Source organism: Georgenia yuyongxinii (assembly GCF_006352065.1).
Taxonomy (GTDB): domain Bacteria; phylum Actinomycetota; class Actinomycetes; order Actinomycetales; family Actinomycetaceae; genus Georgenia; species Georgenia yuyongxinii.
The window spans coordinates 1,148,025-1,163,828 of sequence record NZ_CP040915.1; the positions used below are offsets into that span (position 1 = coordinate 1,148,025).

Annotated in this window: 18 protein-coding genes; 13 read left to right on the plus strand and 5 right to left on the minus strand. The window is 74.5% G+C overall.

Features of this window, described 5'->3' with window-relative positions:
- The first annotated feature begins 4 nt into the window (after positions 1-4).
- The 8 genes from FE374_RS05160 to FE374_RS05195 all read left to right on the plus strand — a co-directional run bounded on the left by FE374_RS05160 (position 5) and on the right by FE374_RS05195 (position 5,590).
- A complete protein-coding gene (locus FE374_RS05160; protein WP_139927545.1) occupies positions 5-865 on the plus strand; it encodes a type II secretion system F family protein in 861 nt (286 codons plus the stop codon).
- A gap of 421 nt (positions 866-1,286) precedes the next feature.
- Positions 1,287-1,793 carry a type II secretion system F family protein gene (locus FE374_RS20170; RefSeq protein WP_330998439.1) on the plus strand — a complete coding sequence of 169 codons (507 nt, stop codon included), beginning with the start codon at positions 1,287-1,289 and terminating at the stop codon, positions 1,791-1,793.
- Positions 1,794-1,859: 66 nt separating this feature from the next.
- A complete protein-coding gene (locus FE374_RS05170) occupies positions 1,860-2,057 on the plus strand; it encodes a hypothetical protein (protein ID WP_139927546.1) in 198 nt (65 codons plus the stop codon).
- 32 nt (positions 2,058-2,089) lie between these two features.
- Positions 2,090-2,452, plus strand: coding sequence for a TadE/TadG family type IV pilus assembly protein (locus tag FE374_RS05175; protein WP_230978464.1), 363 nt, complete (start codon positions 2,090-2,092; stop codon positions 2,450-2,452).
- Between the two features lie 5 nt (positions 2,453-2,457).
- Entirely contained in the window at positions 2,458-2,892 is a 435-nt protein-coding gene (locus FE374_RS05180) for a pilus assembly protein (protein ID WP_230978465.1), read from the plus strand.
- The gene (locus FE374_RS05185) at positions 2,889-3,413 is read left to right on the plus strand and encodes a hypothetical protein (protein ID WP_230978466.1); all 525 of its coding nucleotides are present in this window, start codon (positions 2,889-2,891) and stop codon (positions 3,411-3,413) included. Before FE374_RS05180 ends, FE374_RS05185 begins: the two co-directional genes overlap by 4 nt.
- 160 nt (positions 3,414-3,573) lie before the next feature.
- Positions 3,574-4,626, plus strand: a complete 1,053-nt coding sequence (locus FE374_RS19360; RefSeq protein WP_179957348.1) for an IPT/TIG domain-containing protein — start codon at positions 3,574-3,576, stop codon at positions 4,624-4,626.
- 193 nt (positions 4,627-4,819) lie between these two features.
- On the plus strand, positions 4,820-5,590 hold the full coding sequence (locus FE374_RS05195; RefSeq protein WP_139927548.1) for a hypothetical protein: 771 nt from the start codon (positions 4,820-4,822) through the stop codon (positions 5,588-5,590).
- 39 nt (positions 5,591-5,629) lie between these two features.
- On the opposite strand, the gene FE374_RS05200 is transcribed toward FE374_RS05195, so the two are convergent.
- From FE374_RS05200 to FE374_RS05215, 4 genes are all read right to left on the minus strand, one after another.
- On the minus strand, positions 5,630-6,859 hold the full coding sequence (locus FE374_RS05200) for a S8 family peptidase (protein ID WP_139927549.1): 1,230 nt from the start codon (positions 6,857-6,859) through the stop codon (positions 5,630-5,632).
- Positions 6,859-7,818, minus strand: a complete 960-nt coding sequence (locus tag FE374_RS05205) for a glycerophosphodiester phosphodiesterase (protein WP_139927550.1) — start codon at positions 7,816-7,818, stop codon at positions 6,859-6,861. Before FE374_RS05205 ends, FE374_RS05200 begins: the two co-directional genes overlap by 1 nt.
- Positions 7,815-9,536, minus strand: coding sequence for a S8 family peptidase (locus FE374_RS05210; protein WP_139927551.1), 1,722 nt, complete (start codon positions 9,534-9,536; stop codon positions 7,815-7,817). The genes FE374_RS05205 and FE374_RS05210 overlap by 4 nt, the downstream gene beginning before the upstream one ends.
- A gap of 158 nt (positions 9,537-9,694) precedes the next feature.
- Positions 9,695-10,195: a CBU_0592 family membrane protein gene (locus FE374_RS05215; RefSeq protein WP_139927552.1), complete on the minus strand. Its 501-nt coding sequence runs from the start codon at positions 10,193-10,195 to the stop codon at positions 9,695-9,697.
- A gap of 72 nt (positions 10,196-10,267) precedes the next feature.
- Here FE374_RS05215 and FE374_RS05220 point away from each other — a divergent pair, with 72 nt between their 5' ends.
- Positions 10,268-11,173, plus strand: a complete 906-nt coding sequence (locus tag FE374_RS05220; protein ID WP_139927553.1) for a LysR family transcriptional regulator — start codon at positions 10,268-10,270, stop codon at positions 11,171-11,173.
- 24 nt (positions 11,174-11,197) lie between these two features.
- Here the strand turns inward: FE374_RS05220 and FE374_RS05225 are convergent, their stop codons facing one another.
- On the minus strand, positions 11,198-11,860 hold the full coding sequence (locus FE374_RS05225; protein WP_139927554.1) for an SIMPL domain-containing protein: 663 nt from the start codon (positions 11,858-11,860) through the stop codon (positions 11,198-11,200).
- A 146-nt stretch (positions 11,861-12,006) separates the two neighbouring features.
- On the opposite strand from FE374_RS05225, the gene FE374_RS05230 reads away from it, so the two are divergent.
- From FE374_RS05230 to prfB, 4 genes are all read left to right on the plus strand, one after another.
- Complete coding sequence (locus tag FE374_RS05230) at positions 12,007-12,582, plus strand: DUF6529 family protein (protein ID WP_230978467.1); 576 nt, start codon at positions 12,007-12,009, stop codon at positions 12,580-12,582.
- A gap of 2 nt (positions 12,583-12,584) precedes the next feature.
- Entirely contained in the window at positions 12,585-13,028 is a 444-nt protein-coding gene (locus tag FE374_RS05235) for a Rieske (2Fe-2S) protein (protein ID WP_139927555.1), read from the plus strand.
- A 146-nt stretch (positions 13,029-13,174) separates the two neighbouring features.
- Positions 13,175-14,566 carry a phosphoribosyltransferase family protein gene (locus FE374_RS05240; RefSeq protein ID WP_139927556.1) on the plus strand — a complete coding sequence of 464 codons (1,392 nt, stop codon included), beginning with the start codon at positions 13,175-13,177 and terminating at the stop codon, positions 14,564-14,566.
- An 11-nt stretch (positions 14,567-14,577) separates the two neighbouring features.
- Positions 14,578-15,705, plus strand: a complete 1,128-nt coding sequence (prfB, locus tag FE374_RS05245) for a peptide chain release factor 2 (RefSeq protein ID WP_139927557.1) — start codon at positions 14,578-14,580, stop codon at positions 15,703-15,705.
- The last annotated feature ends 99 nt before the right edge of the window (positions 15,706-15,804 follow it).

Genomic DNA, 15,804 nt, shown 5'->3' on the forward strand with positions numbered 1-15,804 from the left:
GGCCGTGGGCACGGTCGCGGGGCTGCTGCTGGGCGCCGGCCTGCTCTCCATCTGGTTCTCGTTCTTCGACCGGCCCGCGCCGCGACCCCGAACCCGCCCGACATGGGCCGAACGCACGCAGGACCTGCTCGTCCAGGCGGGTGCCCCGTCGGTCAGCCCGATCTCCTTGGCGGCCACTTCCGTGATGCTCGGGGCGATCACCCTGGTCGTCGCGGTCGCGGCGACGGCGTCACCGCCCATCGCGCTGTGCTTCGCGATCATGGTCGGACTCGCGCCACCGGTGCTGGTGCGTGCCCGGGCACGGCATCGCCGCACGCAGCTGCGTGCGGTCTGGCCCGAGGTCATCGACAACCTCGTCTCGGCCATCCGCGCCGGCCTCTCCCTGCCCGAGGCGCTCGCGGCGCTCGCGGAGCGTGGGCCGGAGGAGGTCCGCGCGGAGTTCCGCCTGTTCGCGGAGGACTACCGGGCCACGGGCCGGTTCGACGACGCGCTGGGCACCCTCAAGGCGCGGCTGGCCGACCCCGTCGCCGACCGGATCGTCGAGGCGCTCCGGCTCACCAGGGAGGTCGGCGGCACAGATCTGGGGCGCCTGCTCCGCACGCTCGCCCAGATGCTGCGCGAGGACCTGCGCACCCGGGGCGAGCTCGAGGCACGCCAGTCCTGGACGGTCAATGGTGCCCGGATGGCCGTCGCCGCACCATGGGTGGTCCTGCTGCTGCTCGCGAGCCGGGCGGAGACCGCCGCCGCGTACAACTCGGCCGCCGGGGTCGTCGTGCTGGTCACTGGCGCAGCCTGCTCCGCGTTGGCGTACTGGCTGATGGTCCGCCTCGGGCGCCTCCCCGAGGAAGAGCGGGTCCTGCGATGACGCCGACGGCGACGGGGGCGGTGATCGGGCTCATCGGCGGCATCGGCCTGTGCCTGGTGCTATGGCGCCTCGCCGCCCGCAGGATCACCCTCACCGACCGCATCGGCCCGTACCTGCGGGCACGGCCCCGCACCTCCCGACTGCTGGCCGAGCAGCGCGGCCACACCCCTTTCCCCACCCTCGAGCGGCTGCTGACCCCCTGGCTGAACGACCTGGGCGGGCTGCTGGAACGTCTCGGCTCGACGTCGGCCAGCATCCGCCGTCGGCTCCAGCTCGAGGGCGGGCGAATGAGTCACGACCAGTTCCGCATGGAGCAGCTGCTGTGGTCGGCCGTCGGGCTGGCGGTCGGGCTGTTCGGGGCGCTCACGCTCGGGGTCGTGCGCGGGGCGCCCCTCCTCCCGCTGCTGCTCGGGGTGGTGATGTGCACGTCGGCGGCGCGGCGGCCCGCGACCAGATGCTCACCCGCGCCGTGCGTCGCCGTCAGGAGCGGATGCGTGCCCAGCTCCCGGACGTCGCCGAGCTGCTCGCCCTCGCCGTCGGCGCCGGGGAGGGGCCGGTCGGGGCGCTCGAGCGGATCGTGCGCTCGACCCGGGGCGCCCTCACCGACGAGGTGAGGCACACCCTGGCCGACGCCCGCTCGGGCATCCCGCTCGCCCTGGCCTTCGAGCGGATGGCCGCGCGCACCGACGCTCCCGCCGTCGCCCGGTTCGCCGAGGGGGTCGCCGTCGCGCTCGAGCGGGGCACGCCGCTCGGCGACGTGCTGCGCGCCCAGGCGCAAGACGCCCGCGAGAGCTCTCGGCGCGAGCTCATGGAGACGGGCGGGAAGAAGGAGATGGCCATGATGGTCCCGGTTGTCTTCCTCGTGCTGCCGATCACGGTCCTCTTCGCGATCTTCCCTGGGCTGGCCGTCCTGCGGGTGGGCCTGTGAGCCCACCCGCGCCTCCGCGCCGACCCCGTCCTGCCCGCCACCACCCCGAGCAAGGAGCAGCGCCCCATGTGGACCACCCTGAGAATCCTGATCGCCACCCACTTCGCCTGGCCCCGGCGGGCAGACCGGGAGCGCGGCGACGTCCCCGGCTGGGTGCTGGTCACCCTCATGACAGCCGGGCTCGTCATCGCGATCTGGGCGCTGGCCGGTCCCGCGCTGGAGAACGTCTTCAGCACGGCGATGAACCGGGTGCTGAACTTCTGACCCAACCCGGGCGCGAGTCCGGGTCCGCGATCGTGGAGTTCGTCCTGGTGTCCGTCCTCGTCGTCACGATCGTCGTCGCGCTGATCCAGCTGGTCCTCGCTCTGCACGTGCGCAACACGCTGATCGACTCCGCCTCCGAGGGAGCTCGGCATGGCGCCCTGCAGGGATCGACCCCGGCGGACGGCGTCGCCCGCACGCGCGAGCTCATCGGCCTGACGCTCTCACCCGGCTATGCCCGGGACGTCTCGGCCCATGTCGTCCCGGACGGCGCCGGCGAGGTGATCGAGGTGGTCGTCAACGCGCCACTGCCCGTCCTCGGTCTGCTCGGGCCCACCGGTGTGGTCACCGTCGAAGGGCACGCGGTCGTCGAGCCGGCCCTGGACGGCACCCCGTGAGGTCGGTGGGCCGGAACGAGCGTGGCAGCGCCGTGGTGGAGTTCCTCGGGGTCAGCCTGCTGCTCCTCGTGCCGATCGTGTACCTGGTGCTCACCCTGTCCCGGGTCCAGGCGGCCACGTTCGCCGCGGAGGGAGCCGCCCGCGAGGTGGGCCGGATCGTCGCTCAGGCCGAGACGCTGGAGGCCGGCCTCGCCCGGGCCGAGCGCGCGGTCGAGCTCGCCTTCGCCGACCAGGGGTTCGACGTCGACGGCGGCCAGGCGCTGCGGGTCAGCTGTGCGGCCGTGCCGTGTCTGACGCCAGGCGCCGAGGTCCACGTCGAGGTGGCCACCGTCGTCGCCCTGCCGCTCGTACCGGACTTCCTGCGCCAGGCCGTGCCGGCGGAGGTGCCGATCGCCGCCGGGCATCTCGTGATGATGCCGGAGTTCCGGGAGGTGCCGTGAGCTGGCGTACGGCCGCACGGCGGGGGGGCGACGTCGACCGCCCCGGCCATCGCATCGCCACGGGGACGAGCGACGAGAAAGGCCGGATCCTGCTGCTCACCCTGGCGTTCGGTGCGCTCGTGCTCACGCTCGTGCTGGTGGTCGCGAGCGCCTCCGCGGTGCACATCGAGCGCAAACGCCTGCTGGCGCTCGCGGACACGGTCGCCGCGGACGCGGCCGACGCCGTCGACGAGGCTGCGTACTACCAAGGCCTGCTCGGCGGTGAGGCAGCGGGTGCGACCCGGGTGCCGCTCACCACCGCCACGGTCCGGGCGGCCGTGCGTGACCACCTGCTCGCGCCGGCCTCCGGCGCGGCGAACTTCGAGGCCCTGCGGGTGGCAGAACCCACCGGCACCCCCGACGGCGTGACCGCGGAGGTCACGCTCGTCGCGCTGGCGCGGCCGCCCCTGGTCCCGTGGCCGATCGTGCCGTGGAGCGAGGGCATCACCCTGCGGGTGACCTCGACGGCCCGGGCCGGCTGAGGTTCCGCATGCTGGTGTGCGGCCCGACGCACACCACGGCCTGCGCGTCCCACAGCAGCTGAGGTCTTCACGCCCGGTCCAGCCGCGCTCACGCGACGGTCACGCGCCGATGACGCACCGGTAACGGGCCGCAGCGCACGATCCTCGGGGGTGGACCGCGATGACGCTCGCGAGGGCCGGAATTCCTGTCGGGCGGGCACTGCTCGCGGCGGCACTCGCCCTGGCGGTCGCCTCGTGCAGCGTGCCGGGCGGCGACAGCCCGCAGCCGGGTCTGGACACGTCAGCGGCCGGCGAGACCGCTACGTCAGAGGACGGCACTCCCACCGAGGGCTCGACTGCGACCCAAACGCCGCCCGGCAACGACACAGACGGGCCAGCGCCCCAGACCGGCGGCCGGAACGTGCTGGCCTGGATCGCGGACCTCGGCGCCGGGGCGCCCCCCGGCCCAGAGGGCGAAGGCGCCTCGTACCTCGCGCTCTCCGAGCTGCGGTGCGGCGAAGCGCTGAGCCTGGCGGGCACCAGGTCGGCGGTCAAGGCCGCGGCGACGGCCTGTCTGGCCGCCCAGACGGGCAGTGCCCAGCTGTGGGAGAGCGCGGTGGCGCAACGCGCCGCCCTCGCCGACGGCAGTGAGGGCTGCCTGGACGTCGGTGTCCTGGGTGCTCTCGATCGGCTCCTCGCGGCGTATGCGGCGAGTCCCGGGAGCCAGATCGTTCTTCGGCCCGATGCCGGCGAGGGCCGCCCGCCGTGCCCCACCGACATCACGATCTCCCCGACGAGTGGACCGGCCGGGACGCCGGTGACCATCACCGGCGACCACTTGGAGTTTGTGACCACCGTGATCGTGGACCTCGGCGGCGGCAACGTGCAGCAGGACTTCGTCGAGCTGGGCCAGAGGCAGGTCACCGTCACCATGCCGGCCCCCAGCGGTGCGGCGACGGCCGAGGTTCTCGTCGGCGTGGACCCCAACGAGTGGCAGCTCGGCCGGGCGACCTTCACATTCGAGCCCGGCGCCGGGGACGGCGGTGACACCGGTGACGGCACCGATCCGGGCGACGGCGGGGACCCCGGAGACGGCACCGATCCGGGCGACGGCGGGGACCCCGGAGACGGCACCGATCCGGGCGACGGCGGGGACCCCGGAGACGGCACCGATCCGGGCGGTCCGGAAGCCACGAGTGGCGGGGACGGCGAAGCGGACAGTGGCGCGGGCTGATGGGACAGAGCGCGACGCCCCTTCCCCGGGGGCCGGGACGCCACGTGGTCACCCGTCGACGGCGGACCCCGTGGGATCCGGTCACGCGGGAACCACTGCAGATCCGCCCTCGGTTCCACCCGCCGCAGGCACGCCACCGGCTCGTGAGCAGCGGATCTCGGAGGTCCTCAAGGTCGTCACCCAGCTGGCCTCCTTGGTCGCCCTCGTCACGGCGCTGCTGGTGTACTTCGGCTGGCGCCGCACGGCGGAGATGGCGGAGCGGTTCGGCGCCGACGCGAGCATCTTCGGCCTGTCCAGCCAGGACTACGTGCTGCGCAGCGTCGACATCGTGCTGCTGCCCGCCGTCGCGCTCCTGCTGCTCGCCCTGCTCGGACTGTGGGCCCATGGGCGGCTGGTGACCCGTCCGCGCACCGCGCGAAGGGTCGTCGCCGTCCTGCGGTTCAGCTGGTTGGTCCCGCTCGTGGTCGGTGTGCCGCAGCTCGTCTGGCGCGAGCCGGTGGGCGTGTTCTGGTTGCCGTTCTGGTTCGCCATCGCGGTGTTCGGCACCTGGTACGCCCAGGCGCTAGGCGCCCGCATTCACGGGCGCACACAGGCGATGCCGTTGGTCGCCGTCGTCGTGCTCACCGCGCTGGCGGCCGTCGCGATGTTCTGGATGACCGAGCGCGTCGCATGGGCCGTGGGTGGCGCGCGCGCCGAGGACATCAAGGACGACGTCGACCGCACGCTCGCGGCCGTCACCCTCTACAGCGACCAGCGCCTGGACCTCGCCGGTGCCGACCTCACGGAGTCGGTGCTGGCGGACGCCGAGGCCGCGCACCGGTTCCGGTACGACGGTCTGTTCCTCCTCGACCAGTCCGGCGGCAAGCACTTCCTCCTCACCGGGGACTGGTCACCAGGGCACGGCCGGCTGATCGTGCTCCCCGACAACTCCAGCGTTCGTCTCGAGTTCGGACCGGGCCGGTAGCGGCGCCCAACCGCCGGCCACCGCCGCCGGACGGGCACCTCACGGCGACCGGACGAGCCCGACGCCCCGGTCGGCGACGTCGACGTCCGGCGCGAGCGCGGACAGGTCGGCGGTGGCGAGCAGCCGGGACACCACCACGGTGGCCATCGGTGGCAGGGGCGACGCCATGATCTCCTCCCACCACAGCGCCGTGACCCCGGCCACGTGCGGGGTGGCCATGGAGGTGCCGTTCAGGCTGACCAGCCCGCCGCCGGCCTTTGCCGAGACGACGCCGACGCCCGGCGCGGCGACCTGCGGAAAGGTGTTGGAGAAGGGCGCGATGGTCAGCCCGGCCGGAGACTGGCCGAGCGCCCCGGTGGAGATCACGCCCTCGGCGGCCGCGGGGATGGAGACACCGATCTCGAACGCGGGGTCGACGCGGCGTTTGCTCTCGTTGCCCGCCGCGGCGACGACGACCGTCCCCCCGCCGAAGGCCGCCTGGCCTCGAAAGAGCTGCATGAGCGCGTCGAAGACCCGAAGGTTGGCCCGATAGGCCTCCAGTGCGGAGGACGTCGCGAGCTCGACGGGCCAACCTTGGGTGGTCAGCTGCTTGACCAGTCCGGGGAAGTCGAAGCCGAGCGACATGGAGATGACCTGGGCGCCCTGCTGGACCGCCCACTGCATGCCGCGGAAGAGCATGTCCGACTCGCCGCCGCCGTCGTCGCCGAGCACCTTGCCGATCAGGGCGCTGGTCACGCCGCGGGCGACCCCGATGCGGGTGCCGTCCACGTCCCGTCCCAGCACGGTGCCTGCGCAGTGGGTGCCGTGCCCCTGCCGGTCACCGGTGCCCGAGCCGGAGAAGTCCTCCTCCACCAGGGTCACGCCGGCGAAGGCGGCATGGGTGGCGTCGATGCCGGTGTCGAGCACCGCCACGACGGTGCCCGCGCCGGTGCGCGCCGAGACGTCCGCGCCCACCGCGGTCACGCCCCAGGTGGCGCCGGCCGCCTCGGCGCCGCCTGGGTCGCCGCCCGCCGGGGCGCCGGCACCGCCGTCGCCGCCCGCCTCGTCGTCGCCGACGGGCCGCACCAGCGCGGTGGGCATCACCGGCGCCACCGCCCGGACCTCGGGGTCGCGGGCGACGTCGCGGACCTCGCGTTTGTCCAGCTCGACCACGTCGACCCGCGGCTCGGGCGGGACGTCGAGAACGTCGAGCGGGGCGGCCTCCCCGCCGAACGGCTCTTGGGTGCGGGCCCGGCTCAGGTCCCGCAGAACGGTGTAGCTGCGTTCCATCACGCCTCCTCGAGTACCCGGGCCAGCACGTCTGGGTGGTCCGTCATGATGCCGTCGACGCCCCAGGCCAGCAGGCGCCGCATGTCGTCCTCGTCGTCGATGGTCCACACGTCCACGCGCAACCCCGCCGCATGGGCCTGGCGGATCAGGCTCGGCGTGACGATCCGGAAGCCCTTGTACGCGTCCGGCGGCTGCAGGGCCTGGAACGGGGCCCGGTAGAGGCGGGCCAGGCGCACCTTGCTCAGGAGCCAGAACTGGACGAACTCCGCGACCGCCGCCGCCGTCGCCACCGAGCCACCGGAGGCGGCGCGGAAACGCTTGATGGAGGCGCCGTCGTCGGTGACGACGAGCGTGCGGGCCTGCCCGCCGGCCGTCTCAATGACGCGCCAGACCGCCTCCTCGGTCCCCGGCCGGGTGGGCTTGAGCTCGATGTTGATGTTCCGGTCCGGGAACTCCCGGTAGAAGGCCTCAAGGGTGGCGATGGTGACCCCGCGGCCGCGCCACGGGAAGGTCGCGCCGCCGTCGGGCGTGAAGCGGTAGCCGGCGTCGAGCCGCTGCAGCTCGGCGAAGGTCTTGCGGGCCACCGGGCCGGTGCCGTCGGTGGTGCGGTCGACGGTTTCGTCGTGGATCACCACGACGACGCCGTCCGCGCTGGTGTGCGCGTCGAGCTCGAGGACCGCCTCCCGGCCGGCCAGCGCCTCGTGGAAGCCCTCCAGGGTGTTCTCGGGCACGATCTTCCGCCCGCCCCGGTGCGCGAAGTTCACCGGCCAGCCCGACGGCGTGGGGGCCCGTGCGGACCGCGCGCCGGAAGCCTGCGCCGCCGAACGGCGCGCCAGCACCGTGCCGACCACCCCGGCGAGCAGGCCGAGCGCGAAGGGTGCCGCGCCCAGCTTGAGGTGCCAGATGTTGTCCGCGACGACGGCGCCCGGGCCCTGCTGCTTGATGATCGCGTTGCTCACGGCATCTCCTTCGGCGGTGGCCGGTGGTCGGGAACGGCAGCGGGCACGGCAAGCAGCGCCCGGGAAGAGGTGTGGGCGAGGAGCGCCCGACCGTCGGGGGGCACGGCCACCTCCCGCCCGGCGATCTCGGGCCCGACCACCGCGGCGCGCAGTGCGTCCTCCTCGCCGAGGCGGTAGACCAGCTCGCTCACGGCCGTGGCCGGCAGCGCGTCGACATCGGCAGGGGAGACCCCCAGGAGCCGTGCCACGCCGGTGCGCACCTGGTCGCGGTCGAGGTCGGCGAGCACCGCCTGAAGGCGCCCGACGGCGTCCCCGGCCGAGCCGGCCCAGGCCACCTCCGGCTCGACGAGCGGCGGCAGACCCGCTTCCAGCAGAGCGGCAGCGTCGACGATGCCCACCCCGTAGTTGCCGGCCACCGGCCATGTGTCCCAGCCGGGCGGCACCCGGTGCCCGTGGCTGCGCAGCAGGGCGAGGAACGCCGCCTGCACGTGGGCGCGCCCGTACCGGGCCACGATCGCCTCGTGCCCGTGGTGCGCGATCCACAGGGCGGCCACCCCGGCCAGGCACGCGACCGCGTAGGAGGTCCCGCTGGCGCGCCGCTCCAGATAGGTCGGCGACCCGGAGGTGCGGTCCACCGCCGCCACCCACACGCTCTCGCCCGGGGCGCTGATGTCCACCAGCGGCCCGTGGGAGGACCCCTCCCAGGGGCGGCTGTCCGCGTTCGTCGCCGCCACGGCGAGGCATTCCGGGTACGACGCCGGCGCCACCACCACCCCCACCTTGTTGCCGGCCGCCGCCATCACCACCATCCCGCCCGCCACCGCGGCCCGGATGGCCTCCTGCAGGCCGAAGAACCCCCGCCCGCCCAGCGACATCGAGATCACCTGGCAGCCGCGGCGCCGGGCCTCCTCCACCGCGCGGGCGACGTCGCCGTCGAGCACCTGCACCACGCTGCGCACCGCGCGCACGGGCACTACCGTGCACAGCGGCGCCACGCCCAGGATGGTCCGTGTCTCGCGGCTGCCGATCACGCTCGAGGACGCCGTGCCGTGCCCAGGCGTGGTGAACGGCAGGTACCACGGGCGCTCGAGCGGGTCGCGCGCGTCGTCGTCGCCGGCGATGGCGTCCCAGTCCTTGGTGAGGTCGTACATGCCGGCGACCTCGGGATGGTCGGTGTAGCCGGTGTCGATCGAGGCGACCACCGCGCCGTCGCCCCGGCTGCGCCCGTCGGCCGGCGGCGCCAGCGCCCAGGCGTCCCGGGCGCGGACGGCGTCCACCGCCCACGTCGGCGGCTCCGAGCCCGGCAGGTGCGCCGCCGAGTCGGTGAAGGACTCCTCACCCGAGGCCGAGAGCGACCCCGCCGCCGTCCACGACTCGGGCCCGAACGCGCTCGACGGCACGTCCGGCTCGACGTCGGCGCCGGTCACGGCCGCGAGCCGGGCGGCGAGGTCGTAGGCGGTGCGGGAGGCGTCGTAGGCGGTCAGCGCGGGCACCGCGCCCGAGACCACCCAGTACGCCGCGAGGGGCCCGGCGCCGTCGGTGAGCGGCTCGACCCGCCACGGCCGGCCCGCCTCGTCAAGCGTGCCCAACGCCCGGGTGGTCAGGGTCCGGACGGCCGCCGCGTCGGGGCCGGGGATGGGGATGGCGCCGGCGGCCCGGTCGGCGCCGAGGCGCACGAGCAGCCGCACCGTGGTGACCGAGGGGTCCTCGGGCGGCATGTCCACCCCCGTGGGTCGAGCGCACCGCGACGCCCGGAGAGCGCGCCACGGCGCCCGGAGCGTAGCCGCCCCGGCGTGACCGGCGCGTGACCAGGGCGTCACCGGCGGCCGCGCCGGCGGGCGTGCTCGAGATCTGGCTCGAACCGGTCGTCGGGCGGTTACGCGACCGGCGTCGTCGACCAGCGGTGCGCGGTCCGCTCCAGCCGGCGGCCGGCGGGCCGGGACGAGCCCGGCTGGCGCGGCCGACGGCGGAACTGACCCGGGCGGGCGTGCGCGAGGTGACCCGAACCGGCGGAGCGTCGCGTCGCCAGCGCCGTCCACCGCTCGCGCTCGGCCACGAGACGGGCTCGCCCGGCGCGGGCGAGCTCACGCTGCCGCTGCGCCCCGGCGGAGAGCCGGCGCGCGAGGAAGGCCCGCTTCATCGCCAGCACGGCCATCACGCCGATGCCAACCCAGATGACGTTGACGACCGCGGAGGGCAGCGCCCCGTTCGCCAGCGCACTGACGCTCAGCAACGCTGCGCCGGTCATGTTGAGGACCTGGTAGCGCACCGTGTCGGTCGCCAGGCGCTGCCGGGTCACCATGATGTACGTCACCAGGGAGACAAGGGCGCCCGCCCATCCGAGGACGGCGATAGCAGTTGCGGCCAGGTCATTCACGTAACGAATCCTGACGGGTTCCGGGGTGAAGATCAATCGAACGATTCCTGATGAGGTATACAGTTCTGCTTCATGGACATCGACCCACGCAGGCTTGGTTTTCTGTTGGCCGTCAGCAGGTCTGGAGGTGTCCTGGCCGCGGCGGACTCGTTACGTCTGAGTGCTTCTGCCGTGTCTCAGCAAATTGCGCGTCTGGAGTCCGAGGCGGGTGTGAAGGTGCTCGACCGGCAGCCCACCGGGGCCACCCTCACCGCGGCGGGTCGGCTGCTGGCCGAGACGGCCGAACGCATCGAGAGCGAGGTGGGGGAGGCCCGCCGGGCGCTTGCGGCTCTCGAGGGCGACATCTCCGGCGTCGTGGTGGTCGGCGCCTTCCAGACGGCGATCCGCGCGGTGCTGGTGCCGCTCCTCGCCGAGCTCGAGCAGACGCTGCCCGGCGTGGACCTCTTCGTGCACGAGCTGGCCGAGGAGCACGGACGCCGGGCCCTGCGGCGCGGCGAGCTGGACCTGCTGGTCATCGAGCACGACCTCACCGCCCCGACCGCCGCGCCCCAGGGCACCCGGGACGTCCCGTTCCTCGACGAGCCGTGGATGATCGCGCTGCCGGCGAGCGATCCCACGCCGAGCTCGTTGCTGGACCTGGCGGGGGCCACGTGGCTCGCCCCCGAGCCGGGGGGTGCGTCGGACCGAGCGCTGCGCCGGCTGGCCACCGAGCTGTCGTTCACGCCCCGCACCGCGCACCGCTACCAGGACTTCGACGTGTCGCTCGCCATGGTCGCCGCCGGGCTGGGTGTGGCGCTCGTGCCGCAGCTGGCGCTGCGCCGGCAGCTGCCCGAGAACGTCCAGTGGGTGGGGCTGCCCGGGCTCGGCAACCGGCACCTGTTCATCCGCCACCGCGCCACCCGCACCGAGCCGCGGGCGGCCACGCTCGCGGTGCTCGAGCAGATGATCCAGGTCGCGGCCAACCTCGAGCCGTTCTGAGCCACCGGGCGACGGCGTCCGGGGTCACCCGGCGTCGAACCGGGCGTGGACCAGCGCGTCGACCGTGATCTCCGCAGGCCGCAGGTCCAGGCCGGGGGCAGCCTCCATCGCGAACGCCGCCATCCGCACCTCCTTCTCGCGCGGGACGGGCGGGCCGCCGTCGGCGAGGAGCCCGGGGTCGGCGACCGCCGTCACCCGCACGTCCGCCAGGCCCACCGCGGCCGCGTAGACGCCGGCCTTGTGCACCGCCGCGGCGACGGCGCCCCGGCGGGCCTCCTCGGTGACCGCGGCCCGGGTCTGCTCGGTCAGGTCCCAGGTGACGCCCTCGACCGTCACGCCGTCGACGAGCGAGACCTCGGTGAGCCAGGCGGACAGCGCCGTGACGTCCGCGAACGTGGCGCTGGCACCGGCGGCGGCGTGGAACACGACCGGGAGCTGTGTGCCCTCCTGGTTCCAGGGACGTTCGCCCCAGACGCGGAGCTGGTCGCTCGACCACTCCGTCACAGGGCCGTCCGCGGGGTCGTGCCGCGCGGAGAGCCCCTCGCCGATCTCGGCGTGCAGCCGCGCGCAGCGCTCCACGACGTCCTCCCGGGACGGTCCCTCGAACCCCAGCGAGAGCCGCACGGTCCCGCGCTCGGCGGCCCGGCGCACCTCGAACTCCCCGGTCACGGCGATCGTGGTCGGCATAGCTCCTCCTCGGGTGGGTCGTCCTCGACGGGCCGGGGCGTCGGCGTCGACATGGACAGGAGCGTAGGCACCACGGCGCCGGCCCGTGCGCCGTTGTCCTCGCGGCGGCGGCGGAGGACCATCGGAGGCAGGCGTAGGAGGCGCACGTGAGCACGACCGCTGGCACAACCCGGGCCGGGCGCCCGATCAACCGGGCCGGCCTCGTGGCCGCGCTCGCCCTCGGCGCGGGAGTCGCCGTCGCCGTGGGTGTCTACGCCGGTGTCCACACTCCGGCGGAGCGCCCGCTCTTCACCCTCGGCTTCTCGGGCATGCTGCAGATGAAGGCGTGGCTGACCACCGCGGCGGCCGTCCTGCTGGTGGTCCAGCTCGTCACCGCGCTCGGGATGTGGGGCCGCCTGCCGGGCGCGCGCCGAAGCCGCGCCGCCCTGGCGCTCACGCACCGCTACAGCGGCACGGCCGCGTTCGTGCTGACCCTGCCGGTGGCAGTGCACTGCCTGTGGTCGCTCGGGTTCGCGGCCACCAGCCCACGCGTCGTGGTGCACGGCCTTGCCGGCTCCCTGTTCTACGGTGCCTTCGCGACCAAGATGCTCGGCCTACGGCTGCGCCGCCTGCCCGGCTGGACGCTCCCCGTGCTCGGCGGGACCGTGCTGGCGCTGCTCGTGCTGCTCTGGCTCACCTCCGCGCTGTGGTTCTTCACCCGGCCCGGCGTCCCGAGGACGTAGCGATGCCCGTCCCGCCCCTGACCCGCCGCTCCGCGCTGCGCGGCCTGGTCCTCGCCGCGGCCGCGGGCGTCGCCGGCTTCGTCGTGGCGCGCCGCAGCGGGGCGGGCGAGCCGCTGGCCCCGGGCGCGCGGGCCAACGCGTACGGGCCCGAGCCGGCCACACCCGGCCGGCTCCTCGTCCCGGTCGCGGACGTCCCGGCGGGCGGGGGGGTGGTGCTGAGCGGTCCACGGGTCGTAGTCACGCGCGACGGCGACATCCACGCCTTCTCCGCCGTGTGCACCCACCAGGGCTGCACCGTCGCCACCGTGGCCGACGGCGTGATCACCTGCCCGTGCCACGGCAGCCGGTTCGACGCCGCCACCGGCGCGGTGGTCGGTGGGCCGGCGACCCGTCCGCTGCCCGTCGTCCCGGTCGAGATCCGCGACGGCGACGTCGTCGCCACATGAAGGAGGCACCGTGCGCCGTCTCCTCATCGCCCTGCCCACCTGGCTGTGGCTGGTCGCCGCAGCCTTCGCGGTCGGCGCGCTCGTCGCGCTGGGCTGACCAGCCGTCGCTGGCGTCCCCGGCCGGGCGGGCGCATGCTGGAGGTGCCATGCGACGCACGGACAGCAGGTTCGTCGACCGCGTCGCGGCCGGGCGCAGGCTCGCGGAGGAACTCACCGGCGCCCGCCTCGGCGACGTGGTGGTGGCAGGTCTGCCCCGCGGCGGGGTTCCCGTCGCTGCGGAGATCGCCCGGGCGCTGGACGCACCACTCGACGTCGTCGTCGTCCGCAAGCTCGGGGTGCCGTGGCAGCCCGAGGTGGCGATGGGCGCCGTCGGCGAGGACGGGACGGTCGTGGTCAACCCGCGCATCGTCGCGCAGGTGAGCGAGCCAGAGGTCGCGGCGGTGACCGCACGGGAGCGCGACGAGGTGGCTCGGCGCCTCAGGGCTTGGCGCGGCGACGGCGGTGCCGACGTGCACGGGCGCACGGTCGTGCTGGTCGACGACGGCATCGCCACCGGCGCGACCGCCCGCGCGGCCGTGGCGGTGCTGCGGGCCCGCGGTGCCGCCCGGGTCGTCCTGGCCGTCCCGGTCGCCGCCGCGGACTCCCTCGAGGCGCTGCGTCCGCTCGTCGACGACATCGTGTGCCTGCTCGTGCCTGACGAGCTCTACGCCGTCGGTGCCTGGTACGACGACTTCCGCCAGGTCGACGACGCCGTCGTCCGTGAGCTCCTCGACGCCGCCCGCACCCGCCGGGCTGCCGGCACCGGCCAGGCGGTCGACACCGGCGGTGCGGCCGACACCGGCGGGGCCGGTACCGCGGACGGCGGGGGCACCACCGAGGAGTCGGTCGAGACCTCCGCCGGGCTGCTGCCCGCCCTCCTCACCGTGCCTGACGGTGCCGCGGGGCTCGTGCTCTTCGCCCACGGTTCCGGCAGCAGCCGGCTCAGCCCGCGCAACGCGCAGGTGGCGCGGATGCTCCAGGGCGCCGGGCTCGCCACCGCACTGCTCGACCTGCTCACGCCGGCCGAGGCAGGCGACCGCGCCCGGGTCTTCGACATCCCGCTGCTCGCCGGGAGGCTGCTCGACGCCACGAGGTGGGCCGCCACCCGTCCCGAGCTCGCCGAGCTGACGCTGGGCTACTTCGGCGCCAGCACCGGGGCCGGCGCCGCCCTGTGGGCCGCGGCCGAGCATCCCGCCCGGCTGCGCGCCGTCGTCTCCCGCGGCGGGCGACCCGACCTGGCGGAGGAGCGCCTGCCGGCCGTGCGGGCACCCACACTCCTCATCGTCGGCGCCCGCGACACAGAGGTCCTCGCGCTGAACCGGCAGGCCCGCGCGGGACTGACCTGCCCCAGCGAGCTGACCACGGTGCCTGGCGCGACGCACCTGTTCGAGGAACCGGGCACCCTGGAGGTGGCGGGCCGGCTCGCCGTGGCGTGGTTCCGCCGTCACCTTGAGGCCGGTGGGCAGAACCACGGCGCCGCGGCCGGCCGCATCCCGTAACCTTGACGTTCGTGGCCACCGACTTCTCGCTCGAGATCCAGCACCTCCGCAGCACGTTCGAGTCCATCCGGGCCGTGACGGACCCGGAGGCGCTGCGCGCCACGATCGCCGAGCTCTCCGAGCAGGCCGCCGCGCCGAACCTGTGGGACGACCCAGAGGCGGCCCAGGCGGTCACCTCCCGGCTCTCCCACGCCCAGTCTGAGCTCGAGCGCGTCGAGAAGATGGGTGAGCGCATCGACGACCTCGAGGCCCTCGTCGAGCTGGGCCAGGAGGAGGAGGGCGCCGACGCGGACGCGTTCCTGACCGACGCCGAGGCCGAGCTCACCGCCATCCGCAAGGCCCTCAGCGAGCTCGAGGTCCGCACGCTGCTGGCCGGCGAGTACGACCAGCGCGAGGCAGTCATCTCCATCCGGGCCGGCGCGGGCGGCGTGGACGCCGCCGACTTCGCCGAGATGCTGCTGCGCATGTACCTGCGCTGGGCCGAGCGGCACGGCTACCCGACGGCGGTACTCGACACCTCCTACGCGGAGGAGGCCGGCCTGAAGTCGGTCACCTTCGAGGTCAAGGCCCCCTACGCCTTCGGCACCCTCTCGGTCGAGGCCGGCACGCACCGCCTCGTGCGGATCTCTCCGTTCGACAACCAGGGCCGGCGTCAGACCTCCTTCGCCGCCGTGGAGGTCATCCCGCTGATCGAGCAGACCGACCACGTCGACATCCCCGAGCACGAGATCAAGGTCGACGTCTTCCGGTCCTCCGGCCCGGGCGGGCAGTCCGTGAACACCACCGACTCCGCCGTGCGCATGACACACATCCCCACCGGGATCGTGGTGTCGATGCAGAACGAGAAGTCCCAGATCCAGAACCGTGCCGCCGCGCTGCGCGTGCTGCAGTCGCGCCTGCTGCTGGTGCGCCAGCAGGAGGAGAACGCCACGAAGAAGGCGATGGCCGGCGACGTCAAGGCCTCGTGGGGCGACCAGATGCGCTCCTACGTGCTCCAGCCGTACCAGATGGTCAAGGACCTGCGCACCGAGCACGAGTCGGGCAACCCGTCCGCCGTGTTCGACGGCGAGATCGACGACTTCATCGACGCCGGCGTCCGCTGGCGCAAGAGCCAGCAGCAGCAGACCGCCGACGTGTGACCGGGGTCCCGCCCCTCGTGTGACCGGGGTCCCGCCGTCGTTCAAGCGGCGGCGCGGCGTGTCTGCGCCGGGCCGACGGCCGGTCGTGCCTAGTCTCGA